General features: G+C 61.9%; 11 protein-coding genes and 2 tRNA genes. 3 read left to right on the top strand and 10 right to left on the bottom strand.

The annotated features are described in order from the left end of the window. Nucleotides 1–34: 34 nt before the first annotated feature. From MHM88_RS10515 to MHM88_RS10540, 6 genes are all read right to left on the bottom strand, one after another. Entirely contained in the window at nucleotides 35–2,041 is a 2,007-nt protein-coding gene (locus MHM88_RS10515; protein ID WP_239364144.1) for a hydantoinase/oxoprolinase family protein, read from the bottom strand. Between the two features lie 70 nt (nucleotides 2,042–2,111). Next, nucleotides 2,112–3,158 (bottom strand): tRNA epoxyqueuosine(34) reductase QueG, encoded by a 1,047-nt coding sequence (queG, locus tag MHM88_RS10520; protein WP_239364146.1) that lies wholly within the window; start codon nucleotides 3,156–3,158, stop codon nucleotides 2,112–2,114. 71 nt (nucleotides 3,159–3,229) lie between these two features. Then, nucleotides 3,230–3,895, bottom strand: coding sequence for a glutathione S-transferase family protein (locus tag MHM88_RS10525; RefSeq protein ID WP_239322232.1), 666 nt, complete (start codon nucleotides 3,893–3,895; stop codon nucleotides 3,230–3,232). Nucleotides 3,896–3,964: 69 nt separating this feature from the next. Next, nucleotides 3,965–4,705 carry a monofunctional biosynthetic peptidoglycan transglycosylase gene (gene mtgA, locus MHM88_RS10530; RefSeq protein WP_239364148.1) on the bottom strand — a complete coding sequence of 247 codons (741 nt, stop codon included), beginning with the start codon at nucleotides 4,703–4,705 and terminating at the stop codon, nucleotides 3,965–3,967. A gap of 165 nt (nucleotides 4,706–4,870) precedes the next feature. Next, nucleotides 4,871–9,403: a glutamate synthase large subunit gene (gene gltB, locus MHM88_RS10535; protein WP_239364161.1), complete on the bottom strand. Its 4,533-nt coding sequence runs from the start codon at nucleotides 9,401–9,403 to the stop codon at nucleotides 4,871–4,873. A gap of 75 nt (nucleotides 9,404–9,478) precedes the next feature. Beyond that, nucleotides 9,479–10,921: an NAD(P)-dependent oxidoreductase gene (locus tag MHM88_RS10540; protein ID WP_239364164.1), complete on the bottom strand. Its 1,443-nt coding sequence runs from the start codon at nucleotides 10,919–10,921 to the stop codon at nucleotides 9,479–9,481. 238 nt (nucleotides 10,922–11,159) lie between these two features. Here MHM88_RS10540 and MHM88_RS10545 point away from each other — a divergent pair, with 238 nt between their 5' ends. Further along, nucleotides 11,160–11,963: an undecaprenyl-diphosphate phosphatase gene (locus MHM88_RS10545; RefSeq protein WP_239364167.1), complete on the top strand. Its 804-nt coding sequence runs from the start codon at nucleotides 11,160–11,162 to the stop codon at nucleotides 11,961–11,963. Between the two features lie 51 nt (nucleotides 11,964–12,014). Here MHM88_RS10545 and MHM88_RS10550 read toward each other — a convergent pair whose 3' ends face one another. Next, nucleotides 12,015–13,004: a complex I NDUFA9 subunit family protein gene (locus MHM88_RS10550; RefSeq protein WP_239364169.1), complete on the bottom strand. Its 990-nt coding sequence runs from the start codon at nucleotides 13,002–13,004 to the stop codon at nucleotides 12,015–12,017. 190 nt (nucleotides 13,005–13,194) lie between these two features. Here MHM88_RS10550 and MHM88_RS10555 point away from each other — a divergent pair. After that, nucleotides 13,195–13,281 (top strand) — tRNA-Leu (locus MHM88_RS10555). A gap of 144 nt (nucleotides 13,282–13,425) precedes the next feature. After that, nucleotides 13,426–13,512, top strand: a tRNA-Leu gene (locus MHM88_RS10560). 238 nt (nucleotides 13,513–13,750) lie between these two features. On the opposite strand, the gene MHM88_RS10565 is transcribed toward MHM88_RS10560, so the two are convergent. The 3 genes from MHM88_RS10565 to MHM88_RS10575 are packed head-to-tail and all read right to left on the bottom strand — an operon-like array spanning nucleotide 13,751 to nucleotide 17,308. Continuing rightward, nucleotides 13,751–15,271 carry a heme biosynthesis protein HemY gene (locus MHM88_RS10565; RefSeq protein ID WP_239364181.1) on the bottom strand — a complete coding sequence of 507 codons (1,521 nt, stop codon included), beginning with the start codon at nucleotides 15,269–15,271 and terminating at the stop codon, nucleotides 13,751–13,753. A gap of 10 nt (nucleotides 15,272–15,281) precedes the next feature. Next, entirely contained in the window at nucleotides 15,282–16,580 is a 1,299-nt protein-coding gene (locus tag MHM88_RS10570) for a COG4223 family protein (RefSeq protein WP_239364184.1), read from the bottom strand. A gap of 50 nt (nucleotides 16,581–16,630) precedes the next feature. Next, nucleotides 16,631–17,308, bottom strand: a complete 678-nt coding sequence (locus MHM88_RS10575; protein ID WP_370687477.1) for a uroporphyrinogen-III synthase — start codon at nucleotides 17,306–17,308, stop codon at nucleotides 16,631–16,633. Nucleotides 17,309–17,352: the final 44 nt, after the last annotated feature.

The following is a 17,352-nucleotide window of genomic DNA, read 5'->3' on the forward strand; positions in this document are numbered from 1 at the left end:
CCGCTTCCGGACGGGAGCGGCCTGTATCATGTAATCAGCCGTGTGCCACCCGTGGCCGACCGCTGGCCTCGACGGTGAGGGTGGCCTCGACAAAGACCTGCTGCGCCTCGACCTCGGCCATGCGGAGATCGCGGGTGACATGCACGTGAATATCGCCAGCGCCCGCCTCCTCGGCCGCTGCCACAGCTTCGGCACGCAACACGGTTTCCAACATGTCCAGCGCCTCGGCACGGGCTGTGAAATCTTTTGGCCCGTCGGAAAGATGCACGCGAAACCTGCCTTCGGAGGGGGCGGTGACGGTACCGGAACGGCGCTGAATGATCCGCCCCACCACGGCCCCGATCGCATTGGCGACCCCGGCGTGTTCCGGCAGGATCATATTGCACCTCAGACGTTTTCCGACCGCGGGATAGTAGCTAGGTGCCGAGGCCCCCAAACCGATCACATCCACATTCACACGTGCGTCGATCGCCAACAAACTGCTATGTGCCGTCAGGCCCCGTTGCAGCAGCACGTGCCGTGCAAGATCTTCCGCAGGTCCACCAAAAGTAGCCTGCTCCTCGGAGAAAACAGACTCTAACAAGGTCAAAGCCGTTTGCTCGGTCAATTGATCCACGATCATTTGCGCCAGCGCTTTGGCATTTTTTGCCACCGCATCCCCGCTGCCGACACGACGTCTGGCAAAGACGGTAAGCGCCTTGTCTGCGGCGTCTCGATCCCATGCGGCCACACGGCCCAGGACGTGACTGGCATCGGACGGCGTGATCCCGGCGACCTGCACCAGGCCGCGATCCACCAGACGGCTGAGCGCGCCCTGTTCCATACGCGTGCGCAGAACGTCGCCCAGTGGCAGAACCGCGGTACCGATCCGGGCCAGCAGCGCCGCCTCCCGTTCCGACAGGCCAACCGCTGCTTGCCCAATCACGCCACGCACAAAACGCCCGTCATATTCTCCTACCACCGGGGCGTTGAGTTGCGCATCCAGCGCCGCATGCACAACCTTGGGGGCTTCGGTCGCGATCAGGGACACCGGCAACACCCGCCGCGGCCCAAGCGTGACCCCACCGCGCAAGCCATCGCCATTCAGGTGAACTTGACTGTCTCCCCCCAGGCCCGTTGTGCGCATGGCCACAGCCTCCACCATGGTCCGGAAGCCGCCGACCTGTGCGCCATCCGGATCGATTTTCGGCAAGCCCCTCTCGATCAAGGCGACGTCTGTGGTGGTTCCACCGATATCACTGACCAAGGCATGCTCTGCCCCGGTCATCCATCGCGCCCCCACGATCGAGGCCGCCGGCCCGCTCAGGATTGTCTCGATCGGGCGCGCACGCGCCTGCTCCGCCGACATCAACGCCCCATCGCCCCGAACCACCATCATCGGCGCCTCAATTCCAAGCGTCACAAGCGTTTCTGCCGCCCGGTTGATCAACCGGTCGATCATGCCGATCAGACGCGCATTCAGTACAGCCGTCAGCGCGCGCTTGGGTCCATTGAGCTTGGCCGAAAGCTGGTGAGAGCAGGTGACCGGAACGTCTGTGCGCTCCTGAATAATCCGCGCAACCTCCAGCTCATGCGCGGGATTGCGCGTGGCAAAAACCCCCGCAACAGCGAACCCGCTGACCCCGGCTGATTCAGTCTCTAGAAAGGCGATAAGCGCCTCTTTATCCAGCGGCGCGGCTTCTGAACCGGCATGTGTATGCCCACCAGCCAGGATCAGGGCCGGATCCCCTTTCAGTGCATCCCGCAGCCCGTGACGCTCCAGATCCTGCGCGCTGAACCCGATATAGATGAGCGCCACACGACCACCCTGCCCCTCGACCAGCGCATTGGTCGCAAGTGTCGTTGACAGCGCCGCCATCGAGATTTCGGCAGGTTCCACGCCGGTGTGCTCCAGCACGGCCCGCACCGCGCCGCCAACCCCGATTGCCAGGTCCTGCCGTGTGGTCAGCGACTTGGCCGAGGCGATCACCTCGCTCTCGTCACGGATCAACACCGCGTCGGTATATGTTCCCCCGGTATCGACCCCAAGCAGAAGCGCCATCTTATCCTCGCATTTCACTCACGCATGCTCGGGTGTAACGGCTGGCTGCGTCACGTCCACTCTGTTTGCGTCATTTTGACAACCGCGCCACAGCCCAGCGCGCCGCATCTGCGACAGTTGGATCAGGATCATCACACAGCTGCGTGGCATAGGGGCGCAACTTCGTCTCGCCGGAATTTCCGATCGCATAGAGCACATTGCGCACAAAGCGATCCCGGCCAATCCGCTTGATCGGAGATCCTGAAAACCGTTCGCGAAACGCCGCATCATTCAGTTGCGACAGTTCCGCAAGCGGCGGCGCAACCGTGCCCTCACGCGCGGCATAGCGCATGTCCGAGGCCTCCACGGCGAATTTGTTCCATGGGCAGGCTGCAAGACAATCATCACAGCCATAGATTCGATTGCCGAGTTTTGCGCGCAGCTCTTCCTCAATGGGCCCCTTGTGCTCGATCGTCAGGTAGGAAATGCACCGCCGTGCGTCCAGTTGATAGGGCGCAGGAAAGGCATCCGTGGGACACGCCGACAAACAGGCACGACAGGACCCGCAATGATCTGGCTCTACCGGATCTACCGGCAGATCCAAGGTGGTAAAAATAGATCCTAAAAAGGCCCAATTGCCCCAATCCCGGCTTACCAGATTGGTATGCTTACCCTGCCAGCCAAGCCCCGCCGCCTGCCCCAGCGCCTTTTCTGGTACTGGGGCGGTGTCGACAAAGACCTTTACCTCGGCCTCATCACCCGCCTCGGCGATCAACCAGCGCGCCAGCCGCTTCAGCCGCTTTTTGACCAGATCGTGATAATCCTTGCCGCGCGCATAGACCGATATCGCCGCACGATCCGGCAGTCCCACCACCGCCATCGGGTTCTCATCGGGCGTGTAGCTTTCTGCCAGCATGATGACCGAACGTGCCTCCGGCCAAAGCGCCGCCGGGTTTTCGCGCCAGTTCACTCGCTCCGCCATCCATGCCATCTGACCGTGATACCCGGCGTCCAGAAACGCACGCAGTCGTTCGGGCACTTCGGGGACATCCCACGGGCGGCAGATGCGCGTGGAGACAAAGCCCTCCGCCCGGGCCTGCGCGATCAGACGCGCCTTGATATCCCCTACCGCTTTCATCTTCTCAGAAATATCCTCGGGGGTGAACGGGCCGCAAGGCCCGGAGGGGGCAGACAGCCCCCTGCACCATCTCAGAAATCAAGATCCGCGTAGTGCGACGGAGGACGAAAGCCCGGAACCTGATCCGCCAGAATTGACCGGAAGGCCGGGCGGGATTTGATCTTGGCGTACCAATCCTTCACCACCGCCGAGCGGTTCCAGTCCACATCAGAGATATAATCGAGCGACGACAGATGTGCGGCGGCCGCAAAATCGGCAAGCGTCATGTTGTCTCCGGCCAGCCAGCGGCGATGGTCCAGCAACCACGACAGGTAATCGATGTGATACTTGATCGCTTTGGCACCGGATTTGACATTGCTGCTGTCCGGATAGCCTTCGCCGGTCATCTTCTTGTTCACCCGCTCATAAAGCAGCTTGGACGTGACTTCGTGATGAAACTTGTCGTCAAACCAGCTCACCAGCCGGCGCACTTCCAGCCGTTCGGCCGGTTTCTTTGGCATCAGGCTGGGGTCGGGGCGGGTTTCCTCGATATATTCGCAGATCGCGGCACTCTCGGCCATCAGCATGCCATCCAGACGCAGGACCGGCACCTTGGCCGCCGGGTTGCGGCGCAGGAAGTCGGCGTCCTGCTCCCAGTAGCGCTCCTCGACAAGCTCCACCTCGATCTTCTTTTCCGCCAGGGACAGGCGCACCTTGCGGCAGAAGGGGGACAGGGGGACATGATAGAGACGAGCCATGGGCGTCCTGAGCTCTCCGGTTGTTAAGGGATCTTGTTCCTCCAGCAATGCCTTGCCAGAACGGAAACTTCAATGCTCGAAACAGGCGGCGCGGCCATCGCGCTCGATCGTAGCAGCGCCATCCACGATCTGACGCGCCCGTTTGCGCATGAAATTGCCGGGATCGGCGGCAGAACGCTCTTTTGGATTTGGCAGCAGGGCTGCAATCAATGCCGCCTGCTGCGGGCTGAGCTGATCGGGACCGGTACCGAAATAGTGCCGTGCCGCAGCCTCCGCGCCAAAGATCCCCTCGCCCATCTCGGCCACGTTCAGGTAGACCTCGACGATGCGTTGCTTGCTCCAGGTGGCCTCGACCACCGGAGTCATAAAGGTCTCAAGCGCTTTTCTGACCCAACTGCGCCCCTGCCACAGGAAGACGTTCTTCACCACCTGCTGGGTAATGGTGGACGCGCCGCGCTTGCCACCGGATTCCAACGCATCACGGATCGCCGTGACATCGAACCCCCAATGTTCGCAAAACCGCGCATCTTCTGCCGCGACCACGGATCGCGCCAGCACGGGGGCCATCTGTTCTAAGGGCACCCATTCGCGATCCACATCGCCAAGCCGGCGTTTCTCGGCCCAGATCGTATGGGTTATCGGAGGGTTCACCACCGAATACAAAAGGATCAGCGCAAGCACAAACGCAAGGCTGCCCAACAGCCCCCGCAGGATCCAGCGCCGTACCCGCGCCACCACGGCCCGGAGACCAAGCCGCGCGGATTTGGAGGTGGTTTTTTTGGTTTTTGTCTTGCGCGCTGCTTTTGCCATGGCCTCTCTATAGGACAGAGCATCCAAACACTCCAACAGGGAAAATCGCCCCGCCGGCATCTGCCCGCGCACACGCGTGACGCAAAAAAAGGACCCCGCAGGCCGAAACACTGCGGGGTTCAGTTTCAGGAATAAGAGGGTCTCTTATTCTCGGGGATTATTCGATTACTCTGCCGGGATTGCCGATGCTTCCGTCGCGATGGGATGCGCCAGCTTGTCCAGCATCTCCTTCGGGCAAACCTGAAGGAAATGCCCCTTCTCGCTCTCCCAATGTTGCAGGATCTCTGCTGCCTTGCGACTTCCGGTTTCGGCAACGTGGCGTTCGATCAGGCCTTTCAGCTCTGCTTCCCAATGGTCCACGGTCACCGGACAGGTGACCAGGCTTTCCATGTTCATGAGCGTCTCAGCGGACTGATCCGGGTCATAGAGATAGGCCATGCCGCCCGTCATCCCGGCGCCGAAGTTCGCGCCGATGCTGCCAAGGATCACGGCCACACCGCCGGTCATGTATTCGCAACCGTTGGTACCACAGCCCTCGATCACCACCTTGGCGCCCGAGTTCCGCACCGCAAACCGTTCGCCGGCGCGACCGGCCGCAAAGAGATAGCCATCGGTGGCACCATAAAGAACGGTATTGCCCACAATGGTGTTCTCTGCCGCATTCAGCGGCGAGGCCATCGGCGGGCGCACGACGATCGTACCGCCCGACAGACCTTTGCCGACATAGTCGTTTGCGTCGCCGGAGACTTCGAGCTTCAGACCGGGGGCCGCGAAGGCGCCCAAGGACTGACCCGCCGAGCCTTGCAACTTCACCGTCAGGTGATCGGGTTGCAGGGTGTTGCGCATGCCGAAGTTCTGCACGATATGGCTGGAGGTACGCGTGCCCACGGTCCGATGCGTGTTCTGCACTGCGTAGGACAGCTGCATCTTCTCGCCATCCTTGAGGAACCGCGCCGCATCGCGCACGATTTCCGAATCGAGCGTATCCGGCACCGCGTTGCGGTCCTTGTCGCGGTTGTAGACGATGCTGGCAGACCCATCGACGGTGATCAGCAGCGGGTTCAGGTCGAGGTCATCAAGATGCGCCGAGCCACGCGAGACCTGCGCCAGCAGATCCGCACGCCCGATCACCTCATCAAGGCTCCGTGCCCCGATGGAAGCCAGAATCTCGCGGACTTCCTGTGCGTAGAAGGTGATGAGGTTCACCACCTTGTCGGCATTGCCGGTGAACTTGCCACGCAGGGCCTCGTCCTGGGTGCAGACGCCGACGGGGCAGGTGTTCGACTGACACTGACGCACCATGATGCAGCCCATCGCGATCAGCGCGGCGGTGCCGATGCCGTATTCCTCGGCGCCCATCATCGCAGCCATGACGATGTCACGCCCGGTGCGCAGACCGCCATCGGTGCGCAGAGTCACACGGCCGCGCAGGTTGTTCATCGCCAGCACCTGATGCGCCTCGGTCAGGCCCATCTCCCACGGCAGACCGCAGTATTTGATCGAGGTCGCAGGAGAGGCCCCGGTGCCGCCGTTGTGGCCCGAGATCAGGATGATGTCGGCTTTTGCCTTGGCCACACCAGCAGCAATGGTGCCAACACCGGAGGAGGCCACCAGCTTCACCGTCACCTTGCAGCGCGGGTTGATCTGCTTCAGGTCGTAGATCAGCTGCGCCAGATCTTCGATCGAGTAGATGTCGTGGTGCGGCGGCGGCGAAATCAGGGTCACCCCCTTGGTGGAGTGACGCAGGCGCGCGATCAGGTCGGTGACCTTCATGCCGGGCAGCTGGCCACCCTCGCCGGGCTTGGCACCCTGCGCGACCTTGATTTCCAGCTCTTCGCACTGGTTCAGATATTCGGCGGTCACACCAAAGCGGCCCGACGCAACCTGCTTGATCTTCGCCGACGGGTTGTCGCCATTGGGTTCTGGCACAAAATGCGCCGGATCTTCGCCGCCCTCACCGGAGTCGGACTTGGCGCCGATACGGTTCATCGCCACATTCAGCGTCTTGTGCGCCTCGGGCGAGAGCGCACCAAGCGACATGCCCGGGGTCACGAAACGCTTGCGGATCGACGTGATCGATTCCACTTCCTCGATCGGGATCGCCTTGCCCAGTGGTTTGATGTCCAGCAGATCCCGCAGATGGATCGGCGGGTTCGCCTGCATCTTGGCCGAATACTGTTTCCACAGCTCATAGGACGACCGGTTGCAGGCCATCTGCATCATATGCATCGAGGTGGCTTCCCAGGCGTGGGTTTCGCCGGATTTGCGGGCCTTGTAAAAGCCGCCGATCGGCATGATGCCCTCGGGCGCATTCCAGCCCTTGGCGTGGATTTCCTCGGCTTTCACCTGAATACCAGAGACACCGATGCCGGAAATCCGCGAGGTCATGCCGGGGAAATACTCCGCCACCATGGCGCGGGACAGGCCCACCGCCTCGAAGTTCAGACCACCCCGGTAGGAGGACACCACGGAGATGCCCATCTTCGCCATGATCTTCAGCAGACCCTGGTCGATCGCTTCGCGGTAGCGGGCGACGTTTTCGGTCAGCGTCCCTTCGAGAAGACCGCGTTCAATGCGATCGGCGAGGGAATCTTCGGCCAGATATGCGTTCACGACGGTTGCGCCGCAGCCGATCAGCACCGCGAAGTAATGCGGGTCGATACATTCCGCCGAGCGCACGTTGAGCGAACAGAAGGTGCGCAGACCCTGGCGGATCAGATGCGAGTGTACCGCCGAGGTGGCCAGGATCATCGGCATCGCGACCTTGCCATCACCGGAATACTGATCCGTCAGCACGATGTGCCCCGCACCGGAGCGCACGGCCTCTTCGGCCTCGGCCCGAATCCGCGCCAGCGCAGCGTGCAGCGATCCTTTGCCGGGGGCAAATGTACAGTCGATCTCGGCCAGTTTGGACCCGAGGTTGTCGACCAGCTTGTCCCACTGCGCATTGCCGACAAATGGGCTTTCCAGCACCACGATCTCGGTTTGCGAGCTGTCCTCGTCCAACACGTTCTTGAGGTTGCCGAACCGGGTCTTCAGGCTCATCACCCGGAATTCGCGCAGTGAGTCGATCGGCGGGTTGGTCACCTGGGAGAAGTTCTGGCGGAAAAAATGGCTGAGCGGGCGATACTGCTTGGACAGAACCGCAGAGGGCGTGTCATCGCCCATGGAGGCCAGGCTTTCCTTGCCGTCTTCGGCCATCGGCGCCAGGATCTGCTCCAGCTCCTCGATCGTGTAGCCGGCGGCAATTTGGCGGCGGCGCAGTTCCTCGCCCGAGAACAGGGGGGTTTCCGTCACCCCGCCGAGCACGGCATCCAGATCATTGACCTTTGCCACCCAGTCGCCAAACGGCAGTGCGCGGGCAAGTTTGTCCTTGATTTCAACATCGTGGTAGAGTTCGCCCTTTTTCATGTCGACGGCCAGCATCTGGCCGGGACCAAGCGCGCCCTTCTCCACGACAGATGCCTCGTCGATCGGCACCATGCCTGCCTCGGAGCCCGCAATGACCAAACCGTCGCCGGTGACCACATAGCGCATCGGGCGCAGACCGTTGCGGTCGAGACCGGCACAGACCCAGCGGCCATCGGTCATCGCCAGCGCGGCGGGACCGTCCCAAGGCTCCATCACGGCGTTGCAGTAGGAATACATGTCGCGCCAGGCTTGCGGCAGTTCCTCGGCCTGCTTGGACCAGCTTTCCGGCACCAGCATGGTTTTTGCCATCGGCGCGGACCGACCGGCACGCACCAGAACCTCAAACACCGAATCCAGTGCCGCAGAGTCGGAGGACCCAGACGCCACGATCGGTTTGATGTCCTCGGCGTGGTCCCCAAAGGTCGAGGAGGCCATGCGGATCTCATGGCTCTTCATCCAGTTGACGTTGCCCTTGAGCGTGTTGATCTCGCCGTTGTGGGCCAGCATGCGGAACGGCTGCGCCAGCCACCACTGCGGGAAGGTGTTGGTGGAATAGCGCTGGTGATAGATCGCAAATGCGCTCTCGAACCGCTCATCCATTAGGTCGGGGTAAAATACCGCAACCTGTTCGGCCAGCATCATGCCCTTGTAGATGATCGACCGGCAGGACAGCGACGCAATATAGAGCCCGCCAACCTGCGCGGCAGCGGCGGCCTTCTCGATGCGGCGACGGATCACGTAGAGTTCGCGCTCAAAGGTCTCCTCGTCCACGCCCTTGGAGTTGGAGATCAGGATCTGCTCAATCTCCGGACGGGTCGCGTTGGCCTTGTCACCGAGGCAGGTCACATCCACCGGCACGTGGCGCCAGCCGTAGATGTAGTAGCCCATGCGCAGGACTTCGGTTTCCACGATGGTCCGGCAGGTTTCCTGCGCGCCGAAATCCGTGCGGGGCAGGAACACCTGCCCAACAGCGAGCAACTCGTCGACCCGCGGCTCGTGACCGGTGCGTTTCACCTGATCCCAGAAAAACGGCACCGGGATCTGCACGTGGATGCCGGCGCCATCGCCGGTCTTGCCATCGGCGTCCACAGCGCCGCGGTGCCAGATCGCCTTGAGCGCGTCGATACCGGCCTCGACCACCTTGCGGCTCTTGGAGCCGTCGACGGAAACCACGAGGCCCACACCACAGGAGGAATGCTCTTCTTCCTCGGAATAGAGACCGTTTTCAGCCATCCACTGGCGCTTTGCTTCCTCGGCACGCACCCAGTTTTCATCGTATTTCGTCATGTTCATTCTCCTCTGCCTGGCGGTGGCGCCGCGCCTCTTGTCAGGGGCGCCGGACCGCTCGGGGAAACCTGTTGATTACTCGGCGGCGACGGCGGCCTTGGTGTTGAAACGCTCGATGATCGCTTCGGCACAGTCGCGGCCGTCCTTGATCGCCCAGACCACCAGCGACGCGCCGCGCACGATGTCGCCCACTGCATAAACACCATCGAGATTGGTCGCGCCGGTTTTGAACTCCGCCTTGATGGTTCCCCAGCGGGTCACGGGCAGATTTGGTTGGTTCCAGAGCGTCGGCAGCTCCTCGGGTTCAAAGCCAAGCGCCTTGATGACCAGATCGGCGTCTTCGACATAGTCAGCGCCTTCGATCACCTCGGGGGATTGGCGACCCGACGCATCGGGCTGTCCCAGACGCATCTTTTGCACCATGACGCCCGAAACCTTGCCGCCCTCATCGATGAAGCCTTTGGGGGCGGAGAGCCATTCGAAGATCACGCCTTCTTCCTCGGCATTTTGCGTTTCACGCTGCGAGCCCGGCATGTTGGCGCGGTCACGACGATAGAGACATTTCACCGACTCGGCGCCCTGACGGACCGATGTCCGCACACAGTCCATCGCGGTGTCACCGCCGCCGATGACCACGACTTTCTTACCCTTGGCATTGAAGGTGCCGTCCTCATACTCGGGCACGGTGTCACCAAAGTTCGCCACCCGGTTGGATGCGGTCAGGAAGTCAATCGCCTTGACGATGCCCGTCGCACCAGAGCCCGGCATGTTCAGATCACGGGATTTATAAACGCCGGTGGCAATGATGACCGCATCATGCTTGGCGCGGATCTCCTCAAAGGAAATGTCCTCGCCGATGTTGCAGTTCATCACGAAGGTCACGCCACCCTCCGCCAGCAACTCGTTGCGGCGCATGACGATTTCTTTTTCCAGCTTGAAACCGGGGATACCATAAGTCAGCAGACCGCCCGCGCGATCATAGCGATCATAGACGGTGACCTGCACGCCAGCCTTGCGCAGCATGTCGGCGGCCGCCAGACCACCGGGACCTGCGCCAATGATACCGACGGATTCCTCGCGCTCGGCCCGTGGCGCATTCGGTTTGACCCAGCCTTTGTCCCAGGCGGTGTCAGTGATGTACTTTTCGACCGCACCGATGGTCACGGTGCCGTGGCCGGATTGTTCGATCACACAGTTGCCCTCGCAGAGGCGATCCTGCGGGCAGATGCGACCGCAGATTTCGGGAAACGTGTTTGTCGCCTGCGAGGTTGCATAGGCTTCCTCAAGCCGCCCGGTTGCGGTCAGACGCAGCCAGTCGGGGATGTTGTTGTGCAAGGGGCAGTGCGACTGGCAGTAGGGCACGCCACACTGGCTGCACCGGCTCGCCTGTTCCTCTGCCTTCACCGCCGCGAATTCCGCGTAGATTTCGTCGAAATCCTCCCTGCGAGTCTCGGCAGTTCGTTTCTCGGGCATATCGCGATCAATGTTCACGAATTTCAGCATCGGTTGCTTGGCCACGGCGAAACTCTCCTTTTGGCTGGCGGCGATAGTATGAATACCTTGAAGCTCCAATTAAAGTCAGCGTTACTGACCTATTTATGGGCTAGCTGTCTGTGAATACTGCTTTTGGCAGGCTTGTACAGGGTATTTCAGGACCGATTCGGACCTAAATTGCGACTTTCTTATAAAAATAAAGGGGTTATACAAGAGGTGAAATCACGTGCCTTTTGCCGAAACCGCAGCGGACGACTTATCCATGCCTCTGTTTCAGTTGATCCTCATCGCTTTGATTCAAGGCATTACAGAGTTTCTGCCGATCTCATCCTCCGGCCACCTGATTCTCCTGCCCGCGTTGACCGGCCTGCAAGATCAAGGTCAGGCCATCGACGTCGCAGTCCATGTCGGGACCTTACTGGCGGTCATTCTCTACTTCTGGCGGGATGTGAAAACCGGGCTTGCCGGCCTGCCAAGGGCCCTCTGCGGCCATATGGACACGCCCGGAACACGGCTGGCGATGGGGCTGATCGTGGCCACCGTACCGACGGTGGTGTTCGGCATTTTCCTGCACCTCACCGGCCTGAGCGACATGTTGCGCTCGATCACGGTGATCGGCTGGGCAATGCTGGTGTTTGGTCTTGTTCTCTACGTTGCGGACCAACGCGGCCGCACAGAGAAAACACTGGAGAACTGGGGGCTGCGTGACGCCCTGATCATGGGCCTGTGGCAGATGATTGCCCTGATCCCGGGCACATCCCGCTCCGGTATTACAATCACCGGTGCCCGCCAGCTTGGCTATAGCAGGGAAGAGGGGGCACGGATTGCCATGTTGATGTCGATCCCGACGATCACGGCATCCGGTCTGTTCCTGGGCACGGAGGTGGCTCTGGATGCCAATACGGCGCTGATGCGGGACATGGGCATCGCCGCTGCCCTCGCCATGTTGTCTGCACTCGCCGCGCTGACCCTGATGATGCGGCTGCTAAGATCGGTCAGCTTCACGCCCTATGTGATCTATCGGGTCATCCTGGGTCTGGTGCTTCTGAGCATCGCCTACAGCTGACACGCCAACCAGCGCCCGCGGTTCTGCGACGGTTGCGACAGAGCGAAAGCCTCAAACGTCGCCGCGAATGTTCCGGGCGGATCGCATCAGTTCGTCATACTGGCCCGAGGGGCGGAACTTCCACAGGTAGTCCGGTAGCACAGATCCCAAGGCCACTGGCTCGATGCCAAGCTCGGCAAAGCCCTTGGCCCCTTCAGCCACCACATTGTCGTTCTTGAGATTCTTGAGCTGATCGCGAGTCAGCAGCGTATTCTCGAACAGCCCGAAAGAGATCGACTGCGCCAGGTCAAAGCTCCATGCCATCACGCGGGCCACGACATGCGGCAGGGACACGACCAGACGACGGCGGTGAATGACCGCCAACATATCCTGCATCAATGCAGAGAACGACTTTACCTCGGGACCGCCAAGTTCGTAGACGCCGGGCGTGATCTCCCCGGTCAGCCCCGCAACCGCTGCCTGCGCCACGTCATCGACATACACGGGCTGAAACCGGCTTTCCCCACCGGCGATCGGCAGGATGGGGCCAAAACGGGTCATGGCGGCGAACCTGTTGAAGAACTGGTCTTCCGCACCAAAAATGACCGACGGTCGCAGGATCATCGCCTCGGGGAAGGCTTCGAGGACCAGATCCTCGCCACGGGCCTTGCTTTGCGCATAGACGCTCTCGGCCTGCGAATCCGCGCCGATCGCAGAAACATGGACCAGTTTTCCAACACCGTTTTGCGCTGCAATGCGGGCGATGCGCCCCGCACCCTCCGCCTGCACTGCCGAAAAGGTATTCTTGCCCACCTCGTTGAGCACGCCAACGCAGTTTACCACCGCGTCGGCACCAGCCATGACAGCCGCAACGGACTCGTCGTTGCGGATATTGCAAAACACCGGCTCGACTTGGCCAGGGACGCCATAGGGTTTGACATGCATCGCCTCATTGGGGCGCCGGACCGCCACGCGGACGCGCCAGCCTGCCTTTGCCATGCGGCGTACGATGTAACGACCGACAAAGCCCGATCCGCCATAGATGGTGACCAGTTTGGACATGACTTGGCTCCTCTCACGTAGCTGTTGTTCCGATTTACCGCTCCAAGCCCTTTGAAACAAGGCGCAAAACGTCGCTGATTGTTCCTGAGCCGCGACCGGGGCCCGGCTCCGTCAGCGTATTTTGGAAAAATGTCAAAAATCCATTTGACGCCCCGCCCGACTCTCCTTATACGGCCCTTCACCAACCCGTGCCCAGATGGCGGAATTGGTAGACGCGCTAGCTTCAGGTGCTAGTGTCCGTATGGACGTGGAGGTTCGAGTCCTCTTCTGGGCACCATTATTCCTTGACATGATGATCTGACCAAGTCTTTGAGACCAAAGCATCTATTCGCCTGCGCGCCGAGGCTTTGGACGCAGGTCTGATGCGTTTTCCGCTTGCCGAGGATGCAAATCCCGCTTATACGGCCCGACACCAACCCGTGCCCAGATGGCGGAATTGGTAGACGCGCTAGCTTCAGGTGCTAGTGTCCGTATGGACGTGGAGGTTCGAGTCCTCTTCTGGGCACCAATTTGGACCTTCCCCAATCCATTTTTCGCCACCGCCTCATGGATTATGAGCGTATCACTTCGGTCGCCCAGCTTGAGCGATACACGAATGACGCCCATGCCCCGGGTGCAACGATCACCGCAGAAACACAACACCGCCGCCGCTGCCCACACGACGCGGTGCAACGGCTCAGGTCAAGGGACCCTGGCCCAACTGCTGCCCCCGGCCAGCCAAGGACGTGGCCAGGGGGCGTTGGGTTCTATTTGGTGCCGTCAGACGCAATCGGGCGCTGATCTTCCGCGTCGCTCTCCGATGCGCCCTCGGACGAAGGGGCCTCCGTCACGTCCTTGAGATCAGGACCCGGGTCAGGATCGACAATGGTCAATGCACCGGTGCTGTTTTCTGCGCGCCCAGCCAGCAACGGCAGCATGGCGGCCCCGGTGGCAGTGCTGAACTCCGGCGCATCAGGGCGCTTCCAGGTCAGCGTATCAAAGCTGGCGCAGTTTTCACACGTCGGCGTCCACGCCGCCTGAATATGATTGCAGCTCTCGCAGACCCACTGCGGACCGCGCGGTGCCGACAGCGCCTTGGTCAGCCAGCCCTGCACCATGGCGTCCGGGCCGCCTTCGCCTTTTTCGATCGCGGCCATCAGCGTCAGCGCCCGTGCATCCGGCGCCCGATCAACCAGATCGCCCAGCGCCCGGCGCGCTTCGGGGAAATCCTCTGCCACAATCAAAAGCTCTGCCCTGACCAGACGGGTTTCATCATGGTCGGGTTTCACGCGCAGCAGGGTCTCGAACCGCTTTACCCGGTCCTGCGCGGTCTCATCCGGCTCGATCTCGGCAAAGGCATGGGCGAGATCGGGATGCGGCTGCGCCTCCCAGGCTTTTTTCAGGATCCGCACGGCGTTGCGCGGCTTGCCTTTGGCAATATAGCTGCGAGCCGCCAGCGCCGCGGCGGGAACCAGATCCGGCGAGAGGCGGTTGGCTTCGATGGCCTGTTCCTGCTGCTCCGGTGAGGCCTCCTCGGACAGAAGCGCCTTGGACGACGACAGCGCCAACACCGCATCCCGACGTTTGAACACCTCCCGCGGGAGTGTCCCGGTCTTGAGCTTTGTCGCCAGCGTCTGTCGCGCACCGGCCCAGTCTTCGGCCTGCGCCTGCAGTTTCAGCAGGGTATCCTGCACTTCCTCGTGCTTGGGTCGCAGAGCAAGCGCCTTTTCGGCCAGGTGCCGCGCAGTCTCGGTATCCCCCTCCGACAATTTTTGCTTCATGATTCCGCGCACGCCCACAAAACGGGTGGACTGATCCGACAACAGGCGTTTGTAGGCTTCCGATGCCTTGCGACTGTCACCTGCCATTTCCGCCGCCTGCGCCACAACCAGATCGGTCAGAGCCGGATCCTGAAGGTAGCGTTCGGCGCGTGCCGCTTTGGTCAGTGCGGTGCGTCCCTCGCCAACTGCCAGCGCCATCAGACTGTCGGCAAGCGCCTGATAGCCACGGCGCTCACGTCCCTTGTCGAAATAGCGCGACAGCGCCGTTTCATCGCCGTTCAGAAACCGCAACGTTGCGATCAACAGCGACAACAGCTTGAAAAACAGCCACGTCAGCACCATCAACGCCAAGAGGGCGATCACCGATTGCAATGCACCAAGCGTGTACTCCGTGCCCGCAAGGGTGATCTGCACGCCTCCGGCGGTTTCCATCAGGACGCCCGCGCCAAAGGCCAGAAGCGCGACGATCGCGACGAATACGAGAATCTTCAACAATGACCAGAGCATGGCGACGTCCTTAGTTGGCGTTCAGGCTTTGCGAGAGCGCGTCGGTGGCGGCTTCGGCATCAAGACGCGTGCGCGCCGAGTTCTGCCACGGGGCAAGCTCCTGCTTGGCGCTGTCGGGCAGGGCGGTGAGTTCATCAAGCGCGGCGGAAATGTCTCCGCTCTCCACGGCGGCACCGGCCCGCGACAGGATCGCATCCGGATCATCCCCTTCGCGCGGCGCAACGGAACGGGCCCCCAGGTGACGGTTCACATAGGCCATGAGGCCCCCGCTGCCCTTGGTTTCCTCGCGTGCGGCCGCAAGTGCCGCGCGCGCGGCCGGGGCGAACCCGTCGCGCAGCCCCGCCAGGGTCGCAACACCTGTATCCGCCGCGGATCGAATATCGTCGGGAACCTCGACTTGCAGCCGGCCAAGCTCGTCCACCAGGTCGGCATAGGGCGCACCGGCATCCAGCGCCGACCGCAGCCGCGACACCACGGATTGCGCCGCTGCGATACGGGCGGCCTCCGCGCTTGCGCGTTCCATCTCCTGCGCCTCGGTCACCATGCGCTCCACCTCGGCCTGCTGTTCGCTCAGGCTGTCGCGCACACGCTGGAGTTCCGCTTCAAACGCCGCAACCGCATCCGCGGAAGCCCCCTCGGTGATGGGACGCGCCTCCAGCGCAGCCACGCGGTCGGTGAGGTCCCGAAGCGTTTGCGCCAGTTCCTCGTCGATGCCTGATGCAGGCTGCTCCTGCGTCTCTTGTGCGGCCTCCAGATCGGACAACCGTGCACGGAGCGGGTCCAGGTCAGGCACCTCGATCGCCGCCACGCTGCTGCGCAGATCTGCCACGTCCGATTTCAGATCGGACTGGGCGGTCTGCAAGGGTTCAAGATCGACGCTGGATCCACGCAGGGACGGGGGCAGGATGCCATCAAGAGCCCCTCCCTGACCCGCGACAAACCCGATGAGCGCGGCCACAACACCACCAAGGATCGCAGCCCCGAAACCGCCGCGTTTCTCGACGATGCGCTCCTGAACCACAGGCACCGGCGCCGGGTCCTCTGCCGGCGAGTCCTGCGCAGCGGTCTCGGTCTCGGTCTCGGTCTCGGTCTCGGTCTCGGTCTCGGTCTCGGTCTCGGTCTCGGTCTCGGTCTCGGAAACAGGCACCTCGGTTTCCGCAAAGTCGTCAAGCTCTTCTGTCGCGAGCCGCTCCTCAACTTCCTCTGCGCTGACCGTGTCGGAGGCCGCCTCGTGATCCTTTTTCAGATCGTCCGCGGAGTCCCCCGGGGCCGGTGTTGCCGCGTCTCCTGATTTCTTGCCTTCAGCCACTCTGGCCTCCCCCGATTCCCCAAACGTGTTCAACACAATACAGGATGACCCTAGTCTCCGGGTCGCTCCGCCTCAACCCGAAGCCAATCCTGTGCGACATCACGCACCAAATCCGCCATCGCCTCGGCTGATGGAAACTTACTTACGTGTCGTGCCCCACTTTGCAAGCGCGGCATGACCTCTGCCACCGCGTCACTCATCGCAATCAGCGACAAATGCGCGGTTTCCGGACATAAGCTGGCAAAATGCGCCGCAGTGCGCGGTGAAAAAAGCGGCACGATCAATGGGACCTGCGTCGCCAGCGCATCCGACGCTTCTGTCGTCAAGGGACAGAGATCCTGACGGTAAATCGCCTGCCCCCTGCACGAAACCCCACCATCGGACAGACGTTTGGCCACGGCGCCGCGGGTGTATTCTCCGTGCAGATGCAGCAAAGCGCCTGCGGGCTGATCCGCGAGCAGGGTCGCAACCAGCGCATCAGCGGTGTCCCCCAGACAATCCGCCTGCCACCCCGCATCGCGCGCCGCCTGGGTTGTGCGTTCCCCAACGCAATAGGCTCTCATACGATGCGGTTGTGCCTCGGATGTGACCCGCACGCCCTCGCCCGAGGTGAAGATCACCGCCTCGATACCGCCGAGATCGATTTTGACCGGCAAGGCAGAGATACGCATCAACGGGGAATGGATCACCGGCAACTGCGCGCGCAACGCCACTGGAAGAAGCTCCAAAAAACGCTCTCCCGCCTCGCGCGGGCGCGTCATCAGAAGGGCTG

It is taken from the genome of Epibacterium sp. MM17-32 (assembly GCF_022348205.1).
Lineage (GTDB): Bacteria > Pseudomonadota > Alphaproteobacteria > Rhodobacterales > Rhodobacteraceae > Epibacterium.

Bases quoted from the DNA above. Each gene is read 5' to 3' on its own strand.
- MHM88_RS10515 (WP_239364144.1), bottom strand. From the start codon at position 2,041: ATGGCGCTTCTGCTTGGGGTCGATACCGGGGGAACATATACCGACGCG.
- queG (WP_239364146.1), bottom strand. From the start codon at position 3,158: ATGAAAGCGGTAGGGGATATCAAGGCGCGTCTGATCGCGCAGGCCCGG.
- MHM88_RS10565 (WP_239364181.1), bottom strand. From the start codon at position 15,271: ATGCTCTGGTCATTGTTGAAGATTCTCGTATTCGTCGCGATCGTCGCG.
- MHM88_RS10525 (WP_239322232.1), bottom strand. From the start codon at position 3,895: ATGGCTCGTCTCTATCATGTCCCCCTGTCCCCCTTCTGCCGCAAGGTG.
- MHM88_RS10545 (WP_239364167.1), top strand. From the start codon at position 11,160: ATGCCTCTGTTTCAGTTGATCCTCATCGCTTTGATTCAAGGCATTACA.
- MHM88_RS10550 (WP_239364169.1), bottom strand. From the start codon at position 13,004: ATGTCCAAACTGGTCACCATCTATGGCGGATCGGGCTTTGTCGGTCGT.
- mtgA (WP_239364148.1), bottom strand. From the start codon at position 4,705: ATGGCAAAAGCAGCGCGCAAGACAAAAACCAAAAAAACCACCTCCAAA.
- gltB (WP_239364161.1), bottom strand. From the start codon at position 9,403: ATGACGAAATACGATGAAAACTGGGTGCGTGCCGAGGAAGCAAAGCGC.